The sequence below is a fragment of the Neomoorella sulfitireducens genome (assembly GCF_024733845.1).
GTDB lineage: Bacteria > Bacillota > DSM-521 > Neomoorellales > Neomoorellaceae > Neomoorella > Neomoorella sulfitireducens.
The window spans coordinates 75187-92768 of record NZ_JANRHG010000002.1 but is presented as its reverse complement, the minus strand read 5'-3'; the positions used below and the strand labels follow the sequence as shown (position 1 = coordinate 92768).

26 protein-coding genes and 1 pseudogene are annotated in these 17582 nt (G+C 53.5%); 20 read left to right on the top strand and 7 right to left on the bottom strand.

The window, feature by feature from the left end:
- Nucleotides 1-9: 9 nt before the first annotated feature.
- Nucleotides 10-240 (top strand): hypothetical protein, encoded by a 231-nt coding sequence (locus NWF31_RS03335; protein ID WP_258359091.1) that lies wholly within the window; start codon nt 10-12, stop codon nt 238-240.
- Here the strand turns inward: NWF31_RS03335 and NWF31_RS03330 are convergent.
- Nucleotides 207-575 carry a hypothetical protein gene (locus NWF31_RS03330; RefSeq protein ID WP_258359090.1) on the bottom strand — a complete coding sequence of 123 codons (369 nt, stop codon included), beginning with the start codon at nt 573-575 and terminating at the stop codon, nt 207-209. The two genes, NWF31_RS03335 and NWF31_RS03330, sit on opposite strands and share 34 nt — an antisense overlap.
- Before the next feature lie 79 nt (nt 576-654).
- On the opposite strand from NWF31_RS03330, the gene NWF31_RS03325 reads away from it, so the two are divergent.
- The 7 genes from NWF31_RS03325 (at nt 655) to NWF31_RS03295 (ending at nt 3440) form a co-directional block, all read left to right on the top strand.
- Nucleotides 655-846, top strand: coding sequence for a hypothetical protein (locus tag NWF31_RS03325; protein WP_258359089.1), 192 nt, complete (start codon nt 655-657; stop codon nt 844-846).
- Nucleotides 847-926: 80 nt separating this feature from the next.
- Complete coding sequence (locus NWF31_RS03320) at nt 927-1088, top strand: hypothetical protein (protein WP_258359088.1); 162 nt, start codon at nt 927-929, stop codon at nt 1086-1088.
- Nucleotides 1089-1103: 15 nt separating this feature from the next.
- The gene (locus NWF31_RS03315; protein WP_258359087.1) at nt 1104-1403 is read left to right on the top strand and encodes a hypothetical protein; all 300 of its coding nucleotides are present in this window, start codon (nt 1104-1106) and stop codon (nt 1401-1403) included.
- A gap of 221 nt (nt 1404-1624) precedes the next feature.
- A complete protein-coding gene (locus tag NWF31_RS03310; RefSeq protein ID WP_258359086.1) occupies nt 1625-2467 on the top strand; it encodes a DUF3854 domain-containing protein in 843 nt (280 codons plus the stop codon).
- On the top strand, nt 2464-2934 hold the full coding sequence (locus tag NWF31_RS03305; RefSeq protein WP_258359085.1) for a HEPN domain-containing protein: 471 nt from the start codon (nt 2464-2466) through the stop codon (nt 2932-2934). Before NWF31_RS03310 ends, NWF31_RS03305 begins: the two co-directional genes overlap by 4 nt.
- A complete protein-coding gene (locus NWF31_RS03300; protein WP_258359084.1) occupies nt 2910-3230 on the top strand; it encodes a nucleotidyltransferase domain-containing protein in 321 nt (106 codons plus the stop codon). The genes NWF31_RS03305 and NWF31_RS03300 overlap by 25 nt, the downstream gene beginning before the upstream one ends.
- Nucleotides 3231-3278: 48 nt before the next feature.
- On the top strand, nt 3279-3440 hold the full coding sequence (locus tag NWF31_RS03295; protein ID WP_258359083.1) for a hypothetical protein: 162 nt from the start codon (nt 3279-3281) through the stop codon (nt 3438-3440).
- On the opposite strand, the gene NWF31_RS03290 is transcribed toward NWF31_RS03295, so the two are convergent.
- Genes NWF31_RS03290 through NWF31_RS03270 form a run of 5 tightly spaced genes read right to left on the bottom strand, consistent with a single transcriptional unit; the run spans nt 3437 to nt 5057 of the window.
- Complete coding sequence (locus tag NWF31_RS03290; RefSeq protein WP_258359082.1) at nt 3437-3673, bottom strand: hypothetical protein; 237 nt, start codon at nt 3671-3673, stop codon at nt 3437-3439. The genes NWF31_RS03295 and NWF31_RS03290 overlap by 4 nt on opposite strands.
- A 27-nt stretch (nt 3674-3700) precedes the next feature.
- Nucleotides 3701-3943, bottom strand: coding sequence for a transposase (locus NWF31_RS03285; protein WP_258359081.1), 243 nt, complete (start codon nt 3941-3943; stop codon nt 3701-3703).
- 35 nt (nt 3944-3978) lie between these two features.
- A complete protein-coding gene (locus tag NWF31_RS03280) occupies nt 3979-4551 on the bottom strand; it encodes a manganese catalase family protein (protein WP_258359080.1) in 573 nt (190 codons plus the stop codon).
- A 15-nt stretch (nt 4552-4566) separates the two neighbouring features.
- Complete coding sequence (locus NWF31_RS03275) at nt 4567-4824, bottom strand: spore coat protein CotJB (protein WP_258359079.1); 258 nt, start codon at nt 4822-4824, stop codon at nt 4567-4569.
- Nucleotides 4825-4847: 23 nt separating this feature from the next.
- A complete protein-coding gene (locus tag NWF31_RS03270) occupies nt 4848-5057 on the bottom strand; it encodes a spore coat associated protein CotJA (protein WP_258359078.1) in 210 nt (69 codons plus the stop codon).
- 369 nt (nt 5058-5426) lie between these two features.
- Between NWF31_RS03270 and NWF31_RS03265 the strand changes: the two are divergent.
- The 6 genes and pseudogenes from NWF31_RS03265 to NWF31_RS03240 form a co-directional block, all read left to right on the top strand.
- Nucleotides 5427-5672, top strand: a pseudogene (locus tag NWF31_RS03265) (twin-arginine translocation signal domain-containing protein); the annotation flags it as partial.
- 351 nt (nt 5673-6023) lie between these two features.
- Nucleotides 6024-7052, top strand: a complete 1029-nt coding sequence (locus NWF31_RS14730) for a 4Fe-4S dicluster domain-containing protein (protein ID WP_258359076.1) — start codon at nt 6024-6026, stop codon at nt 7050-7052.
- A complete protein-coding gene (locus NWF31_RS03255) occupies nt 7015-7377 on the top strand; it encodes a PucR family transcriptional regulator (protein ID WP_258359075.1) in 363 nt (120 codons plus the stop codon). The genes NWF31_RS14730 and NWF31_RS03255 overlap by 38 nt, the downstream gene beginning before the upstream one ends.
- 34 nt (nt 7378-7411) lie before the next feature.
- Nucleotides 7412-8104 carry a TorD/DmsD family molecular chaperone gene (locus NWF31_RS03250; RefSeq protein ID WP_258359074.1) on the top strand — a complete coding sequence of 231 codons (693 nt, stop codon included), beginning with the start codon at nt 7412-7414 and terminating at the stop codon, nt 8102-8104.
- On the top strand, nt 8101-8385 hold the full coding sequence (locus tag NWF31_RS03245) for an ACT domain-containing protein (RefSeq protein WP_258359073.1): 285 nt from the start codon (nt 8101-8103) through the stop codon (nt 8383-8385). The genes NWF31_RS03250 and NWF31_RS03245 overlap by 4 nt, the downstream gene beginning before the upstream one ends.
- 81 nt (nt 8386-8466) lie before the next feature.
- Nucleotides 8467-9840 carry a PFL family protein gene (locus NWF31_RS03240; RefSeq protein ID WP_258359072.1) on the top strand — a complete coding sequence of 458 codons (1374 nt, stop codon included), beginning with the start codon at nt 8467-8469 and terminating at the stop codon, nt 9838-9840.
- A 68-nt stretch (nt 9841-9908) separates the two neighbouring features.
- On the opposite strand, the gene NWF31_RS03235 is transcribed toward NWF31_RS03240, so the two are convergent.
- The gene (locus NWF31_RS03235; RefSeq protein ID WP_258359071.1) at nt 9909-11705 is read right to left on the bottom strand and encodes a glycoside hydrolase family 15 protein; all 1797 of its coding nucleotides are present in this window, start codon (nt 11703-11705) and stop codon (nt 9909-9911) included.
- Nucleotides 11706-11867: 162 nt separating this feature from the next.
- On the opposite strand from NWF31_RS03235, the gene spoVAC reads away from it, so the two are divergent.
- The 6 genes from spoVAC (at nt 11868) to NWF31_RS03205 (ending at nt 17524) form a co-directional block, all read left to right on the top strand.
- Nucleotides 11868-12380: a stage V sporulation protein AC gene (gene spoVAC / locus NWF31_RS03230; protein ID WP_258359070.1), complete on the top strand. Its 513-nt coding sequence runs from the start codon at nt 11868-11870 to the stop codon at nt 12378-12380.
- 11 nt (nt 12381-12391) lie between these two features.
- A complete protein-coding gene (gene spoVAD / locus NWF31_RS03225) occupies nt 12392-13408 on the top strand; it encodes a stage V sporulation protein AD (RefSeq protein ID WP_258359069.1) in 1017 nt (338 codons plus the stop codon).
- A gap of 87 nt (nt 13409-13495) precedes the next feature.
- Entirely contained in the window at nt 13496-13840 is a 345-nt protein-coding gene (gene spoVAE / locus NWF31_RS03220) for a stage V sporulation protein AE (protein WP_062282404.1), read from the top strand.
- Nucleotides 13841-13861: 21 nt separating this feature from the next.
- Nucleotides 13862-15418 (top strand): spore germination protein, encoded by a 1557-nt coding sequence (locus tag NWF31_RS03215; RefSeq protein ID WP_258359068.1) that lies wholly within the window; start codon nt 13862-13864, stop codon nt 15416-15418.
- Nucleotides 15411-16379 (top strand): acyl-CoA dehydratase activase-related protein, encoded by a 969-nt coding sequence (locus NWF31_RS03210; protein ID WP_258359067.1) that lies wholly within the window; start codon nt 15411-15413, stop codon nt 16377-16379. The genes NWF31_RS03215 and NWF31_RS03210 overlap by 8 nt, the downstream gene beginning before the upstream one ends.
- Nucleotides 16376-17524: an acyl-CoA dehydratase activase-related protein gene (locus NWF31_RS03205; RefSeq protein WP_258359066.1), complete on the top strand. Its 1149-nt coding sequence runs from the start codon at nt 16376-16378 to the stop codon at nt 17522-17524. The genes NWF31_RS03210 and NWF31_RS03205 overlap by 4 nt, the downstream gene beginning before the upstream one ends.
- Nucleotides 17525-17582 lie beyond the last annotated feature (58 nt).

Here is a 17582-nt window from a genome sequence, read left to right as displayed (position 1 = left end):
GCGGTACGGGTGAGCGTGAAGCTGGAAGAAGGCCGGGTGAAGCAGGCGGTTGCGAGCCTTCTGGCGATGTTCCAGGACGGCGAACTGCCGGAGAAAGCGGCCAGGACTTTTATCAACGCCCGGGCGGGTTACGGCAAACCGAGCGATAAATGGAGCCTGGGCAATAAGCTGCTGATGCTCATCAACGGGACGGAGGACGCCCGGGGTTACCAGCGTGGCGGGAGGCCGGCCGGCAGGTGAAAAAGGGAGCCAAAGCTATCTACATCCTGGCGCCGCTGACCAGGAAGGTTACCCGGAAAGTGACAGACCCGGAAACCGGGGAAGAAAAGCAGGAGGAAAAGGTTATCTGCATGGGCTTCCGGGGAGTGCCGGTCTTCAGGTATGAGGATACGGAAGGGGAGTCGTTGCCGCAGGCGGATTATTCCCCGCCGGAACTGCCGCCGCTTTATGTAGTGGCCAGGAGGTTCGGGGTGGAAGTGAAATACCTGCCCTTCATAGGCCAGGCCGCCGGAGCTTACCGGTCCGGGCAGAAGCAGGTAATCCTTTACTCCCATGATGTGGACGTTTTCTTTCACGAGCGGCCCATGCGGTCCACAACACCATCCGGCCATGAAAGGCGGCCAGCACCGGGACCAGGAGATAGTCGCGGAAACGGTGGCCTGCGTCTTGTGCGAGCTCTACGGGGCCAAAGGTTACCTCTGGCACGGCTGGGAGTACATCAGGCATTACGCCAGCCGGGACCTGAAGGCGGCCCTGAAGGCCATCATGGCGGTCCTGAACGAAGTGGAGGAAGTGCTGGAGCGCATCTTTGCGGCGGCCGGTATGGAAACGGATAAAGTGGCATAAAAAAGCAAGCTGGACCAAACCCTTGCCGCCCGGGTAAAAAACCACCCGGGCGGCAGGGACCAAAAAGGAGGCAGCAACTAATGCCGCAGTACGAAGTCAAAGCCCCGAGCGGGAGAAAGCTTGTTATAGAAGCCCGGGATTCCGGCCAGGCGAAACGGCTGGCCTGCAAGAAGTGGGGCCTCAAACCGTCAGACTACTGGTGCGGCGTTACTTCCCTCAAAGCCAGAAAGGTTAACAGTTAAAAGGGGGCGGCTTCGATGAAGGAAGGAATTTTAAGGCTCAAGCGGGATGCGGGCGGCTACCGGCACTATATCGAAACGGCAAGCGGGGAGCAAGTTGAACTGCATTGCGGTTGCCGGCTGGCCGTGCAGATGGCGAAGATGAGATACCTCGACGGGTACAGCGATGAAAAACTTTACGAACCGGCAGGATGGCTGCAGGGCCGTTATGAAGCCAGCCTGTATGACGACAACCCCAAGGCGTATCTCTATTTTCCCGTTTACCCGGGCCAGGAACTGGTATGCGTGTTGCCGGAAGGAATAAAAGCCCGGACCTGATCCAGTGCATAGCCGGGGTACTTCCGGGCTACGGGCAGAGGGGGAAAAACACAAATGGGAGCGGCCAGGTTGTTGGAGCACGAGGTTTTTAGAAAAGCTTCCCGCCGCGAGCCCTGCCCCATATGCGGGCATCCGGACTGGTGCGGGTTTAACAGCTACCTTTGCAGCTGCATGAGGGTAAGCGAGGGGGCCTTTAAAAAATCACCCTTAGCAACGGCCAGGTGGCCCACCTGCACCTGCTGCAGCCGGGAAGGGTAATCCCTGGCCAGGACCAGGAAGACTTGTTTCCCCGTGAAGCGCCTTTAGCGCCTGTTGATACCCGGGACCGGGTTTACCGCCATTTTTTAAGGCTTCTGGACCTGCACCCCCGGCACAAAGAAGAATTAATGCGCCGCGGCTTAAGCGAAGGGGATATCAAGAGAAATGGTTACAAATCCATACCCGAGCAAATAAATCCCTGGATCATATGCAAGAGGTTAACCCGCAGCGGCCTGGATCTGGCCGGCATCCCCGGGTTTTACCGGGCCGAAAGTAAATACGGCGGCAGTTACTGGACGTTCAATTCCTCCCCCGGCTACTTTATTCCCATCCGGGATACCAAAGGCCGGATCCAGGCCCTCCAGCGGCGGATGGACGACATCAGCAACGGGAAATATATGCTCTTCAGCGGCCATAGCGACCGGGGCGGCTGCTCCTGCGGCACCCCGGCCCATGTGGCCAGGCCGCGGGAAGTAAAAGACGGCCGGGTATGGATTACCGAAGGGCAGTTAAAGGCGGATATCGCCGCGGCCTACCTTGGCGGGGTGGTTATCGGCGCCCAGGGCGCCACCTCCTGGAAACCGGTGATCCCGGAAGCATTAGAGTTAGGGGCAAAAGAAGTAGTTATCGCTTACGACAGGGACCAGGAGACTAACGAGGCTGTGGGCAGGGGGAAAACAGCGCTAAAAAAGGAGTTGAAAAAGATGGGCATACTTACCCGGGAAGCGGTATGGCAGGCCGGGTCTAAAAAAGAAAAGGGCATAGATGATGCCCTGGTAGCCGGGATAAAGATAAGGGTCGTTTGATTGATTTTGGCGATATCATATGCTACTATGTTTTTAGGGTGGAAAAAGCTGTATATAAACCTAAAACAGGTGATTTTATGAAAAAGCAAGCCGAAGAATGGTTAAAAATTGTCGCAGAGGATTTAGACACCGCAAAATATAACTTTGAAGGAAAACGATATTTATGGGCAATATTCCTATGTCAACAATCCCTTGAGAAAGCGTTTAAAGCGGTTTATTATGAGCGGTATGAGAAAGTACCGCCGCGCAAACATGACCTGGTGGCTCTTGCGAAAGCCGCTGGCCTTCTCGACGATTGTGATAACAACATGATCGATTATTTGCGACGATTAACGGTATATTATATCGAAGCTCGTTACCCCGAAGAAAAGGCCGAATTAAGCGCTAAATGCACAGAGGAACATACCCGAGACATTATTAAACAGGCGGAGGAAGTGTTTCAATGGCTGGCAAGCAAGTTGAATTGACGGTAAAAGAGTATATAAAATTACTGAGGAAAAGTAAGATTAACGTCGCTACCGCCATCCTTTTTGGCTCTTATGCCGAGGGCCGCGCCGGCGAAGATAGCGATATCGATGTGGCCATTATTAGCCCTGACTTGGGAAAAGACAGGATAGAGGAAACCATTATGCTAAAAAAGCTCGCCGAAGAAATTGATTACGACCTATCTCCCCGCCCGTATTCCCTGGAACAATACCGTAAAGCCAGGCGGGGGGAATTCCTGCATGATGAAATCATAAGCAAAGGGAAAATAATATTGTAATGCATATGGCAGAGAGATTAGGGTTTAATTAAAAGGAAGGTGACAATAGTGAGCGTAGCCAAGGAAGAGTTATACCGGCTTATAGAAGCTTTACCAGAAAAAGAGACACCTGTAGTAAAAAGGTTTTTGGAGTTTTTATTAACCTACATTTTGCGAGGCAAGATTACCAAATTAGGAATTTATTCCATTTCTAAACTTGGAAGGTACTAGCAACAACTACGTAATGCTTTCTGGCTCCATTGATTAAGGACCTGATGATAATCAACAGCAGCATTGATAGCTTCGACAATGGCCACTGGATCGGGTAAATGAAACAGGTCAATAAGAATACGGATAGGCTCCGTTACATTAGTCCCCACCCAGTGGCGGATGCCGAAGGGTTCCAGGCGCTGTTCGACAATAGTGGTATTACCTAATACCTGCTGTAACTTCTGGGGTGTCATTTTCTTTTGACCTTCTTTAGTTAAAAATCAGTGCGCCGGGTTCAGAACGAACATGGCCAGTACTTTCAAGTAACAATAAGCGTCAACACGGCTGGGCTTGCGTAAAAAGATCTGGTTCAGATCGAGGGCTCCTTTCAAGAAGCGGTAGCTCATTTCAATGTCGTTACGACCCCGGTAACGGGTTAGCAATTCATTGGCATCCACTGCTTCAATAGGGTGATTGGTCAAGAGAACGAAGAGGCCATCTATCAGTCTAATCCGATAAGTCACTTACTTAAAAAAGCCCCTTTACCGGGGCTTTGGGTTTAATAATACTTTTTACGCTCCAGGTACTCATGGACCAGGTTTAACGTTTCGCCGAAGCGCTGGAAATGGACGACTTCCCTTTCGCGCAAGAACTTCAAGGTATCGCTGACATCCGGGTCGTCGGAGAGCTGGATCAGGTATTCGTAAGTGGAGCGGGCCTTCTGTTCGGCGGCCATATTTTCATGCAGGTCGGTGACGGGATCGCCCTTGGATTGGATGTAGGCGGCCGTCCAGGGTGCCCCTTCCGCGTTGACAAAGTAGAGGGCACGGTCGTGGTCGGCATAGTAACCTTCCAGGCCGGCGCGTTTGATTTCTTCCAGGGGGGCGTCTTTAATCAGGTTATAGACCAGGGTGGCGACAATCTCCATGTGGGCCAGCTCTTCCGTGCCGATGTCCGTCAAAACTGCCTTGGCCTGGGGTATGGGCATGGTGTAGCGCTGGGTGAGGTAACGTAAAGATGCCGCAAGCTCACCGTCCGGCCCGCCGTACTGGGTAATTACTACTTTAGCCAGGCGCGGGTTGGGGCGACTGACGCGGACCGGGTATTGCAGTTTTTTTTCATAAATCCACATTTATAATCCCTCCGCCTAAAAGGTTCTTTCCCAGGGCCAGGGATCGTCGATCCAGCGCCAGGCCTGGGGACTTGGGGATTGTCCGAAATTGGTCAAAGGCCCATAAAGGGTTTCGTATTCTTTTTTTGCCGCCGCCAGGGCATCGCTGGCGGCATTAAATTCCGCCAGGGCGCGACGGTCATCAGGATGGGTATCAAGGTACAGGTTAAAGTCAATACAGGTAAATTCAAGAGCCATTATCTTCTTGAGGAGATTTAAGCCTTGCGGGTCCATTATTACTTCCCTCCACAGGTTTTTTAAGGATTGCGCCGCGGTTGATAGGGCCGGTAAAGTTCCGGAAAAATCGTTCCCTGTACCAGGCCTTCCATGGGGTCCCACCTATTGGTGTAGCGCTGCCACGGCACATAAGCCCGGGCTAGTTCGTATCCCCCAAAGGATTGCTTCTCAACTTTATTTTCACCCAGGCTCCTGGTAACCTCGCTTTTTCCCTTCTGTTCGTTAGCCAAGGTAACTCCTCCTTTAGAAGAACTATGGATATTTTATAATATGCTGGGTAGCTGAGGAAAGACTACCAGAAGTTACAAAAGAGAAAGGGGAGATCTGGATAGCAATTATCTTTGTAAAGTAAAACAAAAACTCAAATAGAGTTTTAAAATAGGGGACAAAGGAAGCAAACCGTTTCCGTTGAAGTTACCACAATATAAAAATAGTAATATGCACAAAATCCAATGAAAATTAAATAACAGAATAAATGTGAACTCAATAACAGGGCATAGGGAGGTGAAAGGGGGGTAACCATGAACGCGTCGAAAAACGTGATAAATAATTGGGAGGGAATTCAGATCCTGTGTGAGGCAAGGGGGGTGAGGGATATAATGAGTAATCTCATCGACAAAGCCCTGGAATATAAAATGAACCGCAGGTCTTTTCTAAAGTCGGCTGCTGATTCCTCGGCGGCCCTTGCCCTGGCTGGCTGTAGCAGCAGTTTAACACAAGTTTCCAGTGAACAGGCGGCCGAACTTGCTGGTAAGGAAGGCTACTGGCTTAATGCCGCTTGCTGGCACAACTGCTGCGGTCGCTGCTTGAACAAAGCCTATGTAGTTGACGGAGTAGTTGTACGGTAAAGGTTCAGCATTATGGTCGGCCAGTTTTAACAATTATGGTATTTTACCCCATCTTCTTGATCGTTAAGAGGAAAATAGGGATAATATAAATAAAGAAGCGGGCTTTCATGGCCCGTTTTTTACCAGCATACCGATATCCCAGGTGTTGCCGTCGAGTATAAAGCCGCAAAAAGAATGGGGGTGGGGAAACTGGATCTGGAGACGATTGCAGCTAGCCTTTCTGGTCTTGGGCAGGTGCGTCTAAGGGCCGGAGCATGTATCAGGAACATATCGCCATGGGTTAAATGCCGCCGTTGTCAGGAGGCTTGCCCGGTAAACGGTATTGATTTGGAAAGCGGCCAACCCGTTGTGAAAGAATGCCAGCGTTGCGGCCTTTGCGCCATCGCTTGCCCCGCTGGGGCCCTGGAGGATCCAGAACGGACCCACTCCTTTTTCCTCGCCCGGGGACGGGAAATTATTGCATCAGCCGGGCAGGTTATATTCACCTGCAACCGCAGCCGGGCCGATAAAAGTGGTAAAGACATAATTACCGTTCCCTGCCTCGGGGCAGTGGCCAGGGAAGTTATCGTAGCCCTGGCAGTGAGGGGGAGAGTAATTTTCCATTTCCTCCAGGAACAGTGTCTCGCTTGTCCCTGGGGAGAAAAAGGAGAAAGGATTTTCCTGCTCTCCTTTGACTGGGCCCAAAAAACCCTGGCCGCCATGGGCGTGCCTGAGGAACGCCTGGTAGCAACTGCGGTGCCGGCTGCAGTAACCCCGGGGAAACTGGCAGGCGGTAAAGCACCTGAAGCGGCGGCTATGGGCAGGCGGGAATTTTTTCGTTCTCTTATCCGGGGCATAAAAATACCGGGGACGGCTCCATCCTCGCCTCCGGTTGGAGCAACAGCTTTAGCCGGCCGCAGGCGGGCCTTTATCCTCCGGGAAGCCGTACGCGAGGCCGAGCCAGAAGGAGGATACCCTGCCGGTGCCGTCCTATCAATACCTTCCCTGGAGCTGGCAGGTCCCTGTTACCTCTGTAATGTCTGCAGCCGCCTCTGCCCTACAGGAGCCCTGGTTATCGAAGGGGAAGAAAAGGAATTAAAATATACCCCGGCCTCTTGCAACCATTGCGATCTCTGCCTGGCAGTATGTCCCCAGCACAGCCTGGTCCGGGGTAAAAATGTATCCCTATCAATGATAGCAGGTGTATCCTCCTTAACCCTGGCCTCAGGAAAGACTTATACCTGCCAGGGCTGCGGGGAGATCTTCCATGCAGGCGGCGCGGGAGTCACCATGTGTTTACGCTGTTACCTGTCCCGTAATCTCGCCCCTGACGACCAGCAGGACCGAGGGGGGCAGGGGAATGAGGACACGGTTTTGCCGCCACGTTTGTCCCCGTAATCTTACTTTTTTCGACGAACTGGGAGTACTGCGGTTAATCTTTAACCTTGGGGAGCAGGAACTGGAGGATTATTATGAAGAGAACCTGGGACCGCTGGAGAAATACGATAAAGAACATAACACCAACCTGCTGGAAACCCTGGCCGTATACCTTTATGCTTCCGGAGACTACAATCAGGCAGCGATGAATATGTTTGTTCATGTTAATACCCTGCGGTACCGGTTAAAAAAAGTTGAAGAGATCCTGGGACAGGACCTGAGGCAATTAGCAGTTTTAGTAAACCTTTATACCGCTTTGCAGGTAAAGGTAATGTTGGGACGTTAGCAAGTATTTTAATACCAAACAGGGAGGTCTATTTATGATAGAAAAGGAATTATTGCTTGAGTGGCTCCAGGGGCGGCAACTGGTTTACCAGCTCCTGGCGCGCCTTTACCAGGAAGGACCTCAAAAAGAGATTCTAGCTACTATGAGACAGGAGAGTTTCCTGGAAGAAATGGCAAAGGGTAGCGATAACCCTAATCTTGTTGCCGGCTGCCGGTTAATGGAGGCCGAGTTGGATTCCCGGGGCAGCGAACTGCAGGCTTACCAGCAGGAACTCCAGGAGGATTACAACCGCCTTTTCGTCGGTCCCGGTCACCTGGATGCGCCTCCCTGGGAGTCAGTATATCGCTCCAAGGAGCATCTCCTCTTTGGCGAGGAAACCCTGGCGGTAAGGAAGTTTTATCGTTCTTTTGGCCTGGAGAGTAAAAAGAAAAACCGGGAGCCAGACGACCACCTGGGCCTGGAAATGGAATTCATGGCCTGGCTCAGCCAGGCAGCGGCCGCAAAAGTCCAGGCCGGTGAAGATGCAACTGAATTCCTGCAGGGGCAGCAGCGCTTTTTAAAGGAACACCTGGAGCAATGGGTACCGGCCTTATGTAGCGATATGCAGCAGGCCGCCCGGACGGAATTTTTCCGTGGCCTGGCCCTCTTCACCCGGGGCTGGCTGGAGGCCGATGCAGCTGAATTGGAAGCAGTACTGGAGGATTTTTGCGGAGGTGAAAAATCATGACAGTTGCCGACGGCCGGGCCATAATCACAGTTTTAGGCCAGGACAGGGTGGGAATTTTAGCGGGTATAACTGCCGTCCTGGCAGTAGCCAATGTGAATATCCTCGATATCAGCCAGACCATCCTGCAGGAATTTTTCACCATGATCATGATTGTGGACCTGAAGGGTAGTAATCTTGATTTTTTTGACCTGCAAAAACAACTCAAGACCAGGGGCGAGGAACTGGGTGTGCAGGTGACGATGCAGCAGGCGGAAGTCTTCAAATTTATGCACCGCATCTAACCGCAGCCCCCATGAGGGTAAATGAGGGTAAGCCCGCAACTAAATGATAAGTCTTCTCCCATTCAAAGATGGAGGAAAACAATGCCGACTTTATTTTCTTTTACACCGGAAGAAATTTTAGAAACCATCCGCATGGTCCAGGTAGAAAACCTGGACATCCGGACCATTACCCTTGGTATCAGCCTGCGTGACTGTACCACCGGAAGTCTTAAGGAAACCTGCCGCCGCGTTTACGATAAGATAACCCGCCGGGCGGAGAAACTTGTTGCCGTTGGCGAGGAAGTGGCAACTGCTTATGGCATCCCTATTGTTAATAAACGTATAGCAGTAACCCCCATTGCCCAGGTGGGTGAACCTTCAGGAGAAAGTGACCTCACCCCCCTGGCCCGGACCCTGGACCTGGCGGCAGAAGCGGTAGGCGTGAACTTCATCGGCGGCTTTAGTGCCCTGGTACATAAAGGCTTTACTAAAGGTGACCGGGCCATCTTTAAATCCCTGCCGGAAGCCCTGGCCACCACTGAGCGCGTTTGCGCCTCCATCAATGTGGCCACCACCAGGGCCGGGATGAATATGGACGCCATCGCCGAACTGGGCCAATTGATTAAAGAGACGGCGCAGCTTACGGCTGACAGGGGTGGGATTGGGTGCGCTAAGCTGGTTACCTTTTGCAATGCTCCGGAGGACAATCCCTTCATGGCCGGGGCCTTCCACGGCCCCGGTGAGCCAGAGTGCGTATTAAATGTGGGCATCAGCGGTCCCGGGGTTGTCCTGGCGGCAGTACGCCAGCACCCGGAGGCTGACCTGGGTAAACTCGCGACAATTATTAAAAATACAGCCTTTAAAGTGACCCGCATGGGGGAACTGGTGGGACGGGAGGTTTCGGCCCGCCTGGGAGTGCCCTTTGGCATTGTCGACCTTTCCCTGGCTCCTACCAACGCCCTGGGTGACAGCGTAGCGGAGATCCTGGAGGCCATCGGCCTGGAACGCTGTGGCGCCCACGGCACCACGGCCGCCCTGGCTTTACTCAATGACGCGGTCAAAAAGGGAGGGGCCATGGCTTCTTCCTACGTCGGGGGCTTGAGCGGCGCCTTCATCCCGGTGAGTGAAGATAACGGCATGATCCGGGCTGTGGAGAGCGGCGCTTTAAGCCTTGAGAAGCTTGAAGCCATGACGGCCGTATGCTCGGTTGGGCTGGATATGTTTGCTATACCCGGGGACACCCCGGCGGATGTCATTGCCGCCATCATTGCCGATGAAGCGGCCATTGGCATGATTAATAATAAAACCACGGCGGTGCGGGTCATACCTGTCCCGGGGAAAAAGCCCGGGGACATGGTAGAATTTGGCGGCCTCCTGGGACGGGCTCCGGTTATGGACGTCAATAACTTTAGCCCGGCGGTTATGATCCGCCGTGGCGGCCGCATTCCCGCCCCCCTTCAGGCCCTGGGGAATTAGAGGGAGGCGGGCGCCCGGGTGAGAAGGAAAGGATGCTGTTGGGCTCCGGATATAACCGGAGCCCTTTGTTATTCCTCCCGGTAGGCGTAGTCAAGCAAGAACCGGACTATTTCCTGGTGACTGAAACCCTGGGGAAAATTGCCCCATTGCTCGCCGGTCCGGGGGTCGAAGTGTTCGGCCATAAGGTAAAGGTCAGTAGCATTATCAAGGCAGACCTGTAATAGTTCATGCGCCCGTTGATAGTTGCCGGCGTGGAGGTAATAGCGCCCCAGCCACAGGGTGGGAAGGTAAAAGGGAATAGCCGCGTGTTCAAAACGGCCGATCCCTCCCCACATATTCAGCCCGCCCCGGCTGGAAGGCCTGCCACTGGCAACAGGCGCAGGCTTTTCCATAGCGGCTACCGTCTTCTGTAAACGGGGATGATTGGCTGCCAGTAAACCATAAAATTCGAGGGCCAGAACAGATATATCCAGGGGAGCGTCAGGCCCGTAATGCTGCAGGTAGGCCTGGCGTTCTACCGACCAGCCGTGGATAAGGAGCTGGCGGCGGACGCGACTTGCCGCCCGGTGCCACCGGCCGGCCCACTGTAGTCTTCCTATTTCGATGGATAAATGGGAGGCGGCTGTTAAACCGGCATAACAAAGGATTTTACCATATAGCCAGTGATCCTTGCGTTCGCGGATTTCCCAGATGCCGTTTTCCGGTCGGTCCCAGTAATTTTCCAGCCAGATGGCTGCCCGGCGGATGGCATCCCAGCGGGAGCGGATATATTCCCTGTCCCGGGTGGCCAGGTAGTGGTTCCACAGGCCGTCCAGGACGTTACCGGCATTATCCAGCTGGATCTGGTGCATGGCGGCGTTGCCGAAGCGAATGGGCTTTTCCCCATTGGGGCCGGCCAGGTCATCGGCAATGTATTCGCTACCACCTCTTCCTTCCACAGGTACCAGGGGCATATACCAGCCGCCGTCGGGCTGTTGTAAAGATAGGGCAAAATCATAGAAATTACGTGCTTCTTCATGATAGCCGGCGGCATCAAAGGCCAGGGCGGTGAAATACCCGTCCCGCAGCCAGCAATAGCGGTAGTCCCAGTTGTCGTTGCCGCCGGGTACGGCGGGAAATGAGGTGGTCGGCGCCGCAATAATGGCGCCGGTACGCTCGTATGTTAGGAGTTTTAAAACCATCAAGCTGCGGTAGTATGCTTCCATAACTTCCGGGTTAGCAGTACGGGGCCGCCGGGCTTTACCCAGCCACTGGCGCCACCAGGTGAGATTTTCTTCCAGGGAGCTGTAGAAGCCCGCCGTCCAGTGCTGGCGGGCCAGGGTTAAACTGCAGCCGTAAGCCAGAACTAGCCAGAAGCGATGCTTTTCGCCCGGTTTTAAAGTCAGGGTGGAAGTAGGTCCCGGTGAACCGGCCATGCCGATGCAGGCTGCGCCTTCGGGACCGGAGATAAATTGGAAAGACCCCTGGAACCGGACTTTAAAAGTATGGACACTGGTAACAATGGGCCGGGCCACCCAATCTATCCTGGGTTTTAAAGTTACTGTACCGGTATTTTCTAGAATAATTAGGCGACTTAAATGGTGGTAGCCCCAGGGCATAAAGTCCAGGACAGTAACCTGCAGGCCATGCCCTTTACCAATAGTTACCAGAACATTGCTTTCCGGTAGGTAGCGTTGGCTTACAGGCGTTATTTTGGGTTCAATGTTCAGGCGCAGGCTGCCGCCACTTTCCGGGCACAGGGCGGCAGCGAAAAGGGGAAAACTGTCAAAACGTGGCACGCATAGCCAGGCGATGGAAAAGTCAGGAGCAATAAGGGCGGCGGTTTCGCCATTGCCGATAAACCCGTAATATGGCTGATGTTTCAAAAGATGTCTCAACTCCCGCGCCAATCTTAGTAAAAATTTTATGTAAGTATTTGAGTAAAGTCAACTGCTGGCATAATTACCCAGCGGTTGACTTTTTACGTATAAACAGGGTTACCGGCGGCCGATAATATAGCCGAGCAATAAAAATCTGAGGTGAAGGGAATGGCTGATAATAATAAACAGGCGGGTCCTCCAAAGAAACCCCTGACCCTGGCAGAACAGGTAAAGCAGCAAAAACAGACCTATGACCAGCAGGCCTACCAGCGGCTGGCCGATAGTGTTAAACCGAGGCCCAGGGTTGTTGTTAACGCCCTCAATGCCTTCTGGATCGGGGGAAGTATCTCTGCTCTGGCCCAGGTTATCACCCTTGTTTTTACATCTGCAGGTTTAAACACCAGGGATGCAGCTTCCGCAACGGTAATAATCATGGTTTTCATTGGTGCCTTCCTGACCGGACTGGGTATTTATGATGAGATTGGTAAAGTCGCCGGTGCCGGTTCTATTATCCCCATAACCGGGTTTGCCAACTCCATTGTAGCGCCGGCCATGGAGTATAAACGGGAGGGTTTCGTCTTTGGCGTGGCGGCGAGGATGTTTAACATTGCCGGGCCGGTACTTGTATATGGCTTTATTGTTTCCGTCTTAATAGGTCTTATTGCTTATTTCCTGAAGTAGGAGTGAAGAATTTGAGCGCACCTAAAAGGGTAGGGCAACATACCATCCAGTTTGCTAACCCGCCGGTCATTGTTGCTACGGCAACAGTTGTTGGTCCCAAGGAAGGGGAGGGACCCCTGGGCAACACCTTTGACATGGTTATTGATGACAGCTACTTTGGTGAGGAAACCTGGGAAAAGGCCGAACGCAAAATGCTGGAAGAAGCCGTCAAAATGGTCATTGCCAAGGCCCAGCTTAAACCCCAGGATATAGATTACCTCCTGGCCGGTGACCTGTTAAACCAGACCATTTCCGCCAATTATGCCGCCCGGAGCCTGGGGATACCATTCCTGGGCCTGTACGGGGCCTGCTCCACCATGTATGAGGGCATGGCCCTGGCAGCCATGCTCATTGACGGCGGTTTTGCCCACCACGTAGTAGCGGCCTGCAGCAGCCACTATGATACGGCGGAACGCCAGTACCGCTTTCCTACCGAGCAGGGCGTGCAGCGACCGCCGACGGCCCAGTGGACGGTTACCGGGGCGGGAGCCGTTTTAATGGCGCCGGCGGGTAACGGGCCCCGCATTACCCATGCCACCATTGGCCGGGTGCTAGATGTGGGGATCAAGGACCCCAATGATATGGGTTCAGCCATGGCCCCGGCGGCCGTCGATACCATTGTCCGCCATTTCCAGGATACCGGCCGGGGGCCTGTTGATTATGACCTGATTATTACCGGTGACCTGGGCCGGGTGGGGCATGAGATTGCTACCAAACTCCTGGGCGAGCAAAAGTACGATGTCTCTAAGAATTACAGCGACTGCGGTATCCTGATCTTTGATCATGAACGCCAGGATACCCATGCCGGTGGTAGCGGCTGTGCCTGCTCGGCAGTGGTTTTTGCCGGGCATTTAATGGGTAAACTAAATGATGGTACCTATAAGCGCATCCTGGGAGTGGGCACGGGAGCGTTGCTGAGCCCAACAGCGACCCAGCAAGGAGAATCGATTCCCGGTATCGGCCACGGCGTGGTAATAGAAAAACTATAGTCAGATAACGAGGAAAACACAAAGAAAGATATAGTTGAGGAAGATTATACGAAAGACTAAAGGAGGTATAACCCAGTGAGTATCGTAATGGCCTTTCTTATCGGCGGCCTTATCTGCCTGGTGGGGCAGCTCATTATGGACCTGACGCCATACAAGGTAACACCGGCCCATATCCTGGTAGGGTTTGTCACGGGTGGGGCTATTTTAAGCGCCCTGGGCCTCTATGGCCCCCTGGTGAAAATCGGTGGGGCGGGAGCTACTATCCCCATCAGCGGTTTTGGCCATAACCTGGCCCAGGGTACCCTCGAAGCCGTCCAGGCTAAAGGGCTCCTGGGCGCCTTCAGCGGTGGTATCACCGCCGGGGCTGCAGGTATTGCGGCAGCAGTAATTTTTGGTTTTACGATGGCCGTTTTATTTAATCCCCGGGGCTAGAAGGGGTGAAAACAAAAACAAATGACCATCTCAGGGGATATTGTCAAAGTTGATAAAAAAGCTGATGTCAACGTCGACTGGATTAGCAAGGAGTTAGGTGTCGGCGAAAGCTTTGACGTCGTCAGGCGCAATATTACCTTTGCCGGCCGCAAAGCGACACTGTTTTACATTGACGGTCTGGTCAAAGATGATATTATGACCTATCTCCTCATCTCTTTCTCCCGGCTGGAGCGGGAGGACCTGGCCCCTGATGCTTTTTTTAAGCTTTATAAGCAGTATCTAAGCTACATTGAAGTCGAAGCCCTGGATGACCTGCATAAAGCCGTCGATAAAATTCTCTGCGGCGGCGTGGCAATGGTCGTCGACGGTTTTGACAGGGTTATCTTGATAGATGTGCGGAAGTACCCGGCCCGCAATCCGGAGGAATCAGACCTGGAAAGGGTGGTTCGCGGTTCCCGCGACAATTTTGTTGAAACCCTTTTATTTAATACCAACCTTTTGCGCCGCCGCATCCGTGACCCCAAACTGCGAACCGAAATCCTGCAAGTGGGCAGCCGTTCAAAAACTGACGTGGCCGTAGTTTATATCAAGGATATTGCCAACCCGCGCCTGGTGGATACCATTAAAGAAAGAATCAAAGCTATCAAAATGGATGGCCTGCCCATGGCGGAAAAATCCCTGGAGGAGTTTATTGGCCCGGGGAGTTTCTGGAATCCCTTCCCGCGGGTGCGCTATACCGAGCGGCCGGATGTAGCTGCCGCCCATCTCCTGGAGGGGCACGTCCTGGTAATGGTGGATACATCTCCCAGCGTCATGATTCTCCCGGCAACCCTTTTCCACCATCTCCAGCACGCCGAAGAATTTCGCCAGGCCCCTCTGATTGGGACTTTTTTACGCACGGTGCGTTTTTTAGGCGTTGCTATATCCGTATTTTTGCCGCCCCTGTGGCTTTTGGTATCCTTGCAGCCGGAACTATTACCGCCAGGCCTTTCCTGGATCGGGCCCAAAAAATTAGGGGCCATCCCCCTGGCCTGGCAATTTATCCTTGCCGAACTGGGCATTGACCTTATGCGCATGGCGGCCATTCATACCCCTACAGCCCTGGCCACGGCTTTAGGATTAATAGCCGCTGTGTTGATAGGCGATATTGCCGTGGCGGTAGGTTTTTTTAACCCGGAAGTAATTCTTTATATGGCCATTGCCGCCGTCGGTATCTTTTCGACGCCAAGCTACGAACTGGGTATGGCCAATACCCTGGTAAGGATTGCCTTGTTAGCCGGCGTAGGGCTGTTCCGCCTGCCCGGTTTTGTGGCCGTGACCCTTGGGGCCTTTTTATTGCTGCTTACTACCAAATCATTCGGCCTGCCCTATCTCTGGCCCCTGATACCCTTTAACGGCAGCGCCCTGAAAGATATATTTGTACGGCCGCCGGTACCTTTACAAAAACTGCGGCCCCGGGCCCTCCATCCCCTGGATATGGACCGGCAGCCCTACCCGGAACCGGCCCGCAAGCCTTTAGAAGCTGAGAAGGGGATCTGGCCACAATTTAGACAAGATGAGGATGATAAAGGTGAATAATAAAATGTGGCGTTTGGGGGTGCCGCGCGCCCTCTTTTATTATTACTATGGTCCATGGTGGGAAATCTTTTTTGAAACCCTGGGAATCGAGGTGATAGTTTCACCACCGACTTACAGGGAAATCATGGATCTGGGGGTAAGCCTGGCGGTAGCCGAAGCCTGCCTGCCGGTAAAGGCGTATTACGGTCATGCTGCCTGGCTTGCTTCCAGGGTAGATGCCCTCCTGGTACCCCGGCTGGTCAGCGTGGAGAGGAAAAGCTATATCTGCCCCAAGCTCATGGGACTTCCCGACATGCTGCGGGCGACTTTAAAGCCCTGCCCGCAAATTATCGATACTACCGTCAATCTTGCCCGCCGGCCTGAGGAAGGCCTGGCGGCGGCTGTGCAGGGAATGGCCAGGGCGATTGGGGTGAGGGGACATCGCGTCGAACTGGCAAAAGCGGCAGCGGAGGCCCGTTATCGCTCCTGGACCTGTGAGCGGTGGGGAGATACAAAGGGCCTGGAAACCGGTAACACCGACCAGGCAGGAGAGAGACGATACGCACTGCCGGTAGGGGTCATTGGTCACGGTTATCTTCTCTACGACCGGTATCTCGGAATGGATATCCCGGGAAAAGTAGCCGCTTTAGGAGGGCAGGTCATCTTACCTGAAAATATTGACCCGCAGGAGGTTGAAAAAGCCTGCCGGCAACTGCCAAAACGCCTCTACTGGACGCTGGGGCGGAAAATTATAGGGACAGCCCTGTACCTGATGGAACAAGAAAAAGTTGCCGGCTTGATTCACCTGACGGCCTTTGGCTGTGGTCCCGATTCCCTGGTGGGCGACCTGGCCGAACGCTATGCCCGCCGCCGGGGCAAGCCCTTTTTGTTGTTGACTTTAGACGAGCATACCGGCGAGGCCGGCCTCAATACAAGGCTTGAAGCTTTTATGGATATGCTCTACCGGAGGCGATCGGCATGAAGGTAACTTTTCCCCATATGGGCCATCTCTGGCTAATTTTAAAAACGGCCCTGGAAGGTATAGGCCTTGAGGTCGTGGTACCACCGCCGTGTACCCGTCGTACCCTGGAACTGGGCGTGCGCCATGCACCGGAATCGGCATGCCTGCCCTTAAAGGTCAACCTGGGTAATTTCCTGGAGGCTAAAGAGCTTGGCGCCGATACCATTGTTATGGCCGGAGGGGTGGGCCCCTGCCGTATCGGCTATTACGCCCAGGTGCAGCGGGAAATTCTCCGGGACATAGGTTGCGATTATGAGATGGTGGTATTTGAACCGCCGGATGTTCATTTTTCTGAAGTCTGGGATAAAGTTAAATACTTGAACCGCAGGCCCTGGCAGGAGGGGGTACGCGGTGTAATCCTGGCCTGGCAGAAAGCCTGCGCCATTGATTTGTTGGAGCAGGAATTGCAACGCTTGCGGCCCAGGGAAGTAAAGCCCGGCCAGGCAGATGCCGTATTCCAGAGAGCCTTGCGGGATCTGGATGCGGCCGGCAGCCGTGGGGATATAAAAAGGATCGTTAAAAGGGTAAAAGGCGAAATGGCTAAAATACCCAGGTATACCGATAGACAGGTGGTACGGCTGGGGATTGTCGGGGAAATCTATACCGTACTAGAACCCCTTGTTAATTTGCATATTGAAAGACGCCTGGGGGCCCTGGGGGTAGAAGTTGTCCGGGGGCTTTTCATCAGCCGCTGGATTAATGACAACCTTTTTAAAGGCCTGCTGCCCCTGCCTGGCCACAACCCGGAGAAAACGGCCCCGCCCTACCTCAATCATTTCGTCGGTGGTCATGGCTGGGAATCGGTAGGAGATACAGTAACCTTTGCCCGGGAGGGCTGTGACGGCGTCATCCAGCTGGCACCCCTGACCTGCATGCCGGAAATAGTTGCCCACTCCGTTATGGCGTCTGTTCAGGAGGCAAAAGGTATACCGATAATGACAATTTACCTTGATGAGCAGACGGGTGAATCCGGCCTGCAGACCCGCCTGGAAGCATTTATAGACATGCTACTCTGGCAGAAGAGGAGGCAGGCGGGTAAGGTTTACAATGGGCGAGGGAGAAACCCGTGTCAGGAAACCATGCCGGGTTGTCTCCGGGGACAGTGAACCGGCCCCTCGATGCAGGCACGGGAACCCCCGGCCGGCTTTTCGCAATGAAGGAAGG

What these genes read in the sequence shown, in the direction of transcription:
- NWF31_RS03290 (WP_258359082.1), bottom strand. Translation starts at nt 3,673, where the DNA reads ATGACACCCCAGAAGTTACAGCAGGTATTAGGTAATACCACTATTGTC.
- NWF31_RS03240 (WP_258359072.1), top strand. Translation starts at nt 8,467, where the DNA reads ATGCCGACTTTATTTTCTTTTACACCGGAAGAAATTTTAGAAACCATC.
- NWF31_RS03315 (WP_258359087.1), top strand. Translation starts at nt 1,104, where the DNA reads ATGAAGGAAGGAATTTTAAGGCTCAAGCGGGATGCGGGCGGCTACCGG.
- NWF31_RS03215 (WP_258359068.1), top strand. Translation starts at nt 13,862, where the DNA reads ATGACCATCTCAGGGGATATTGTCAAAGTTGATAAAAAAGCTGATGTC.
- spoVAC (WP_258359070.1), top strand. Translation starts at nt 11,868, where the DNA reads ATGGCTGATAATAATAAACAGGCGGGTCCTCCAAAGAAACCCCTGACC.
- NWF31_RS03280 (WP_258359080.1), bottom strand. Translation starts at nt 4,551, where the DNA reads ATGTGGATTTATGAAAAAAAACTGCAATACCCGGTCCGCGTCAGTCGC.
- NWF31_RS03245 (WP_258359073.1), top strand. Translation starts at nt 8,101, where the DNA reads ATGACAGTTGCCGACGGCCGGGCCATAATCACAGTTTTAGGCCAGGAC.
- NWF31_RS03320 (WP_258359088.1), top strand. Translation starts at nt 927, where the DNA reads ATGCCGCAGTACGAAGTCAAAGCCCCGAGCGGGAGAAAGCTTGTTATA.
- NWF31_RS03275 (WP_258359079.1), bottom strand. Translation starts at nt 4,824, where the DNA reads ATGGACCCGCAAGGCTTAAATCTCCTCAAGAAGATAATGGCTCTTGAA.
- NWF31_RS03250 (WP_258359074.1), top strand. Translation starts at nt 7,412, where the DNA reads ATGATAGAAAAGGAATTATTGCTTGAGTGGCTCCAGGGGCGGCAACTG.
- spoVAE (WP_062282404.1), top strand. Translation starts at nt 13,496, where the DNA reads ATGGCCTTTCTTATCGGCGGCCTTATCTGCCTGGTGGGGCAGCTCATT.
- NWF31_RS03205 (WP_258359066.1), top strand. Translation starts at nt 16,376, where the DNA reads ATGAAGGTAACTTTTCCCCATATGGGCCATCTCTGGCTAATTTTAAAA.
- NWF31_RS03255 (WP_258359075.1), top strand. Translation starts at nt 7,015, where the DNA reads ATGAGGACACGGTTTTGCCGCCACGTTTGTCCCCGTAATCTTACTTTT.
- NWF31_RS03300 (WP_258359084.1), top strand. Translation starts at nt 2,910, where the DNA reads ATGGCTGGCAAGCAAGTTGAATTGACGGTAAAAGAGTATATAAAATTA.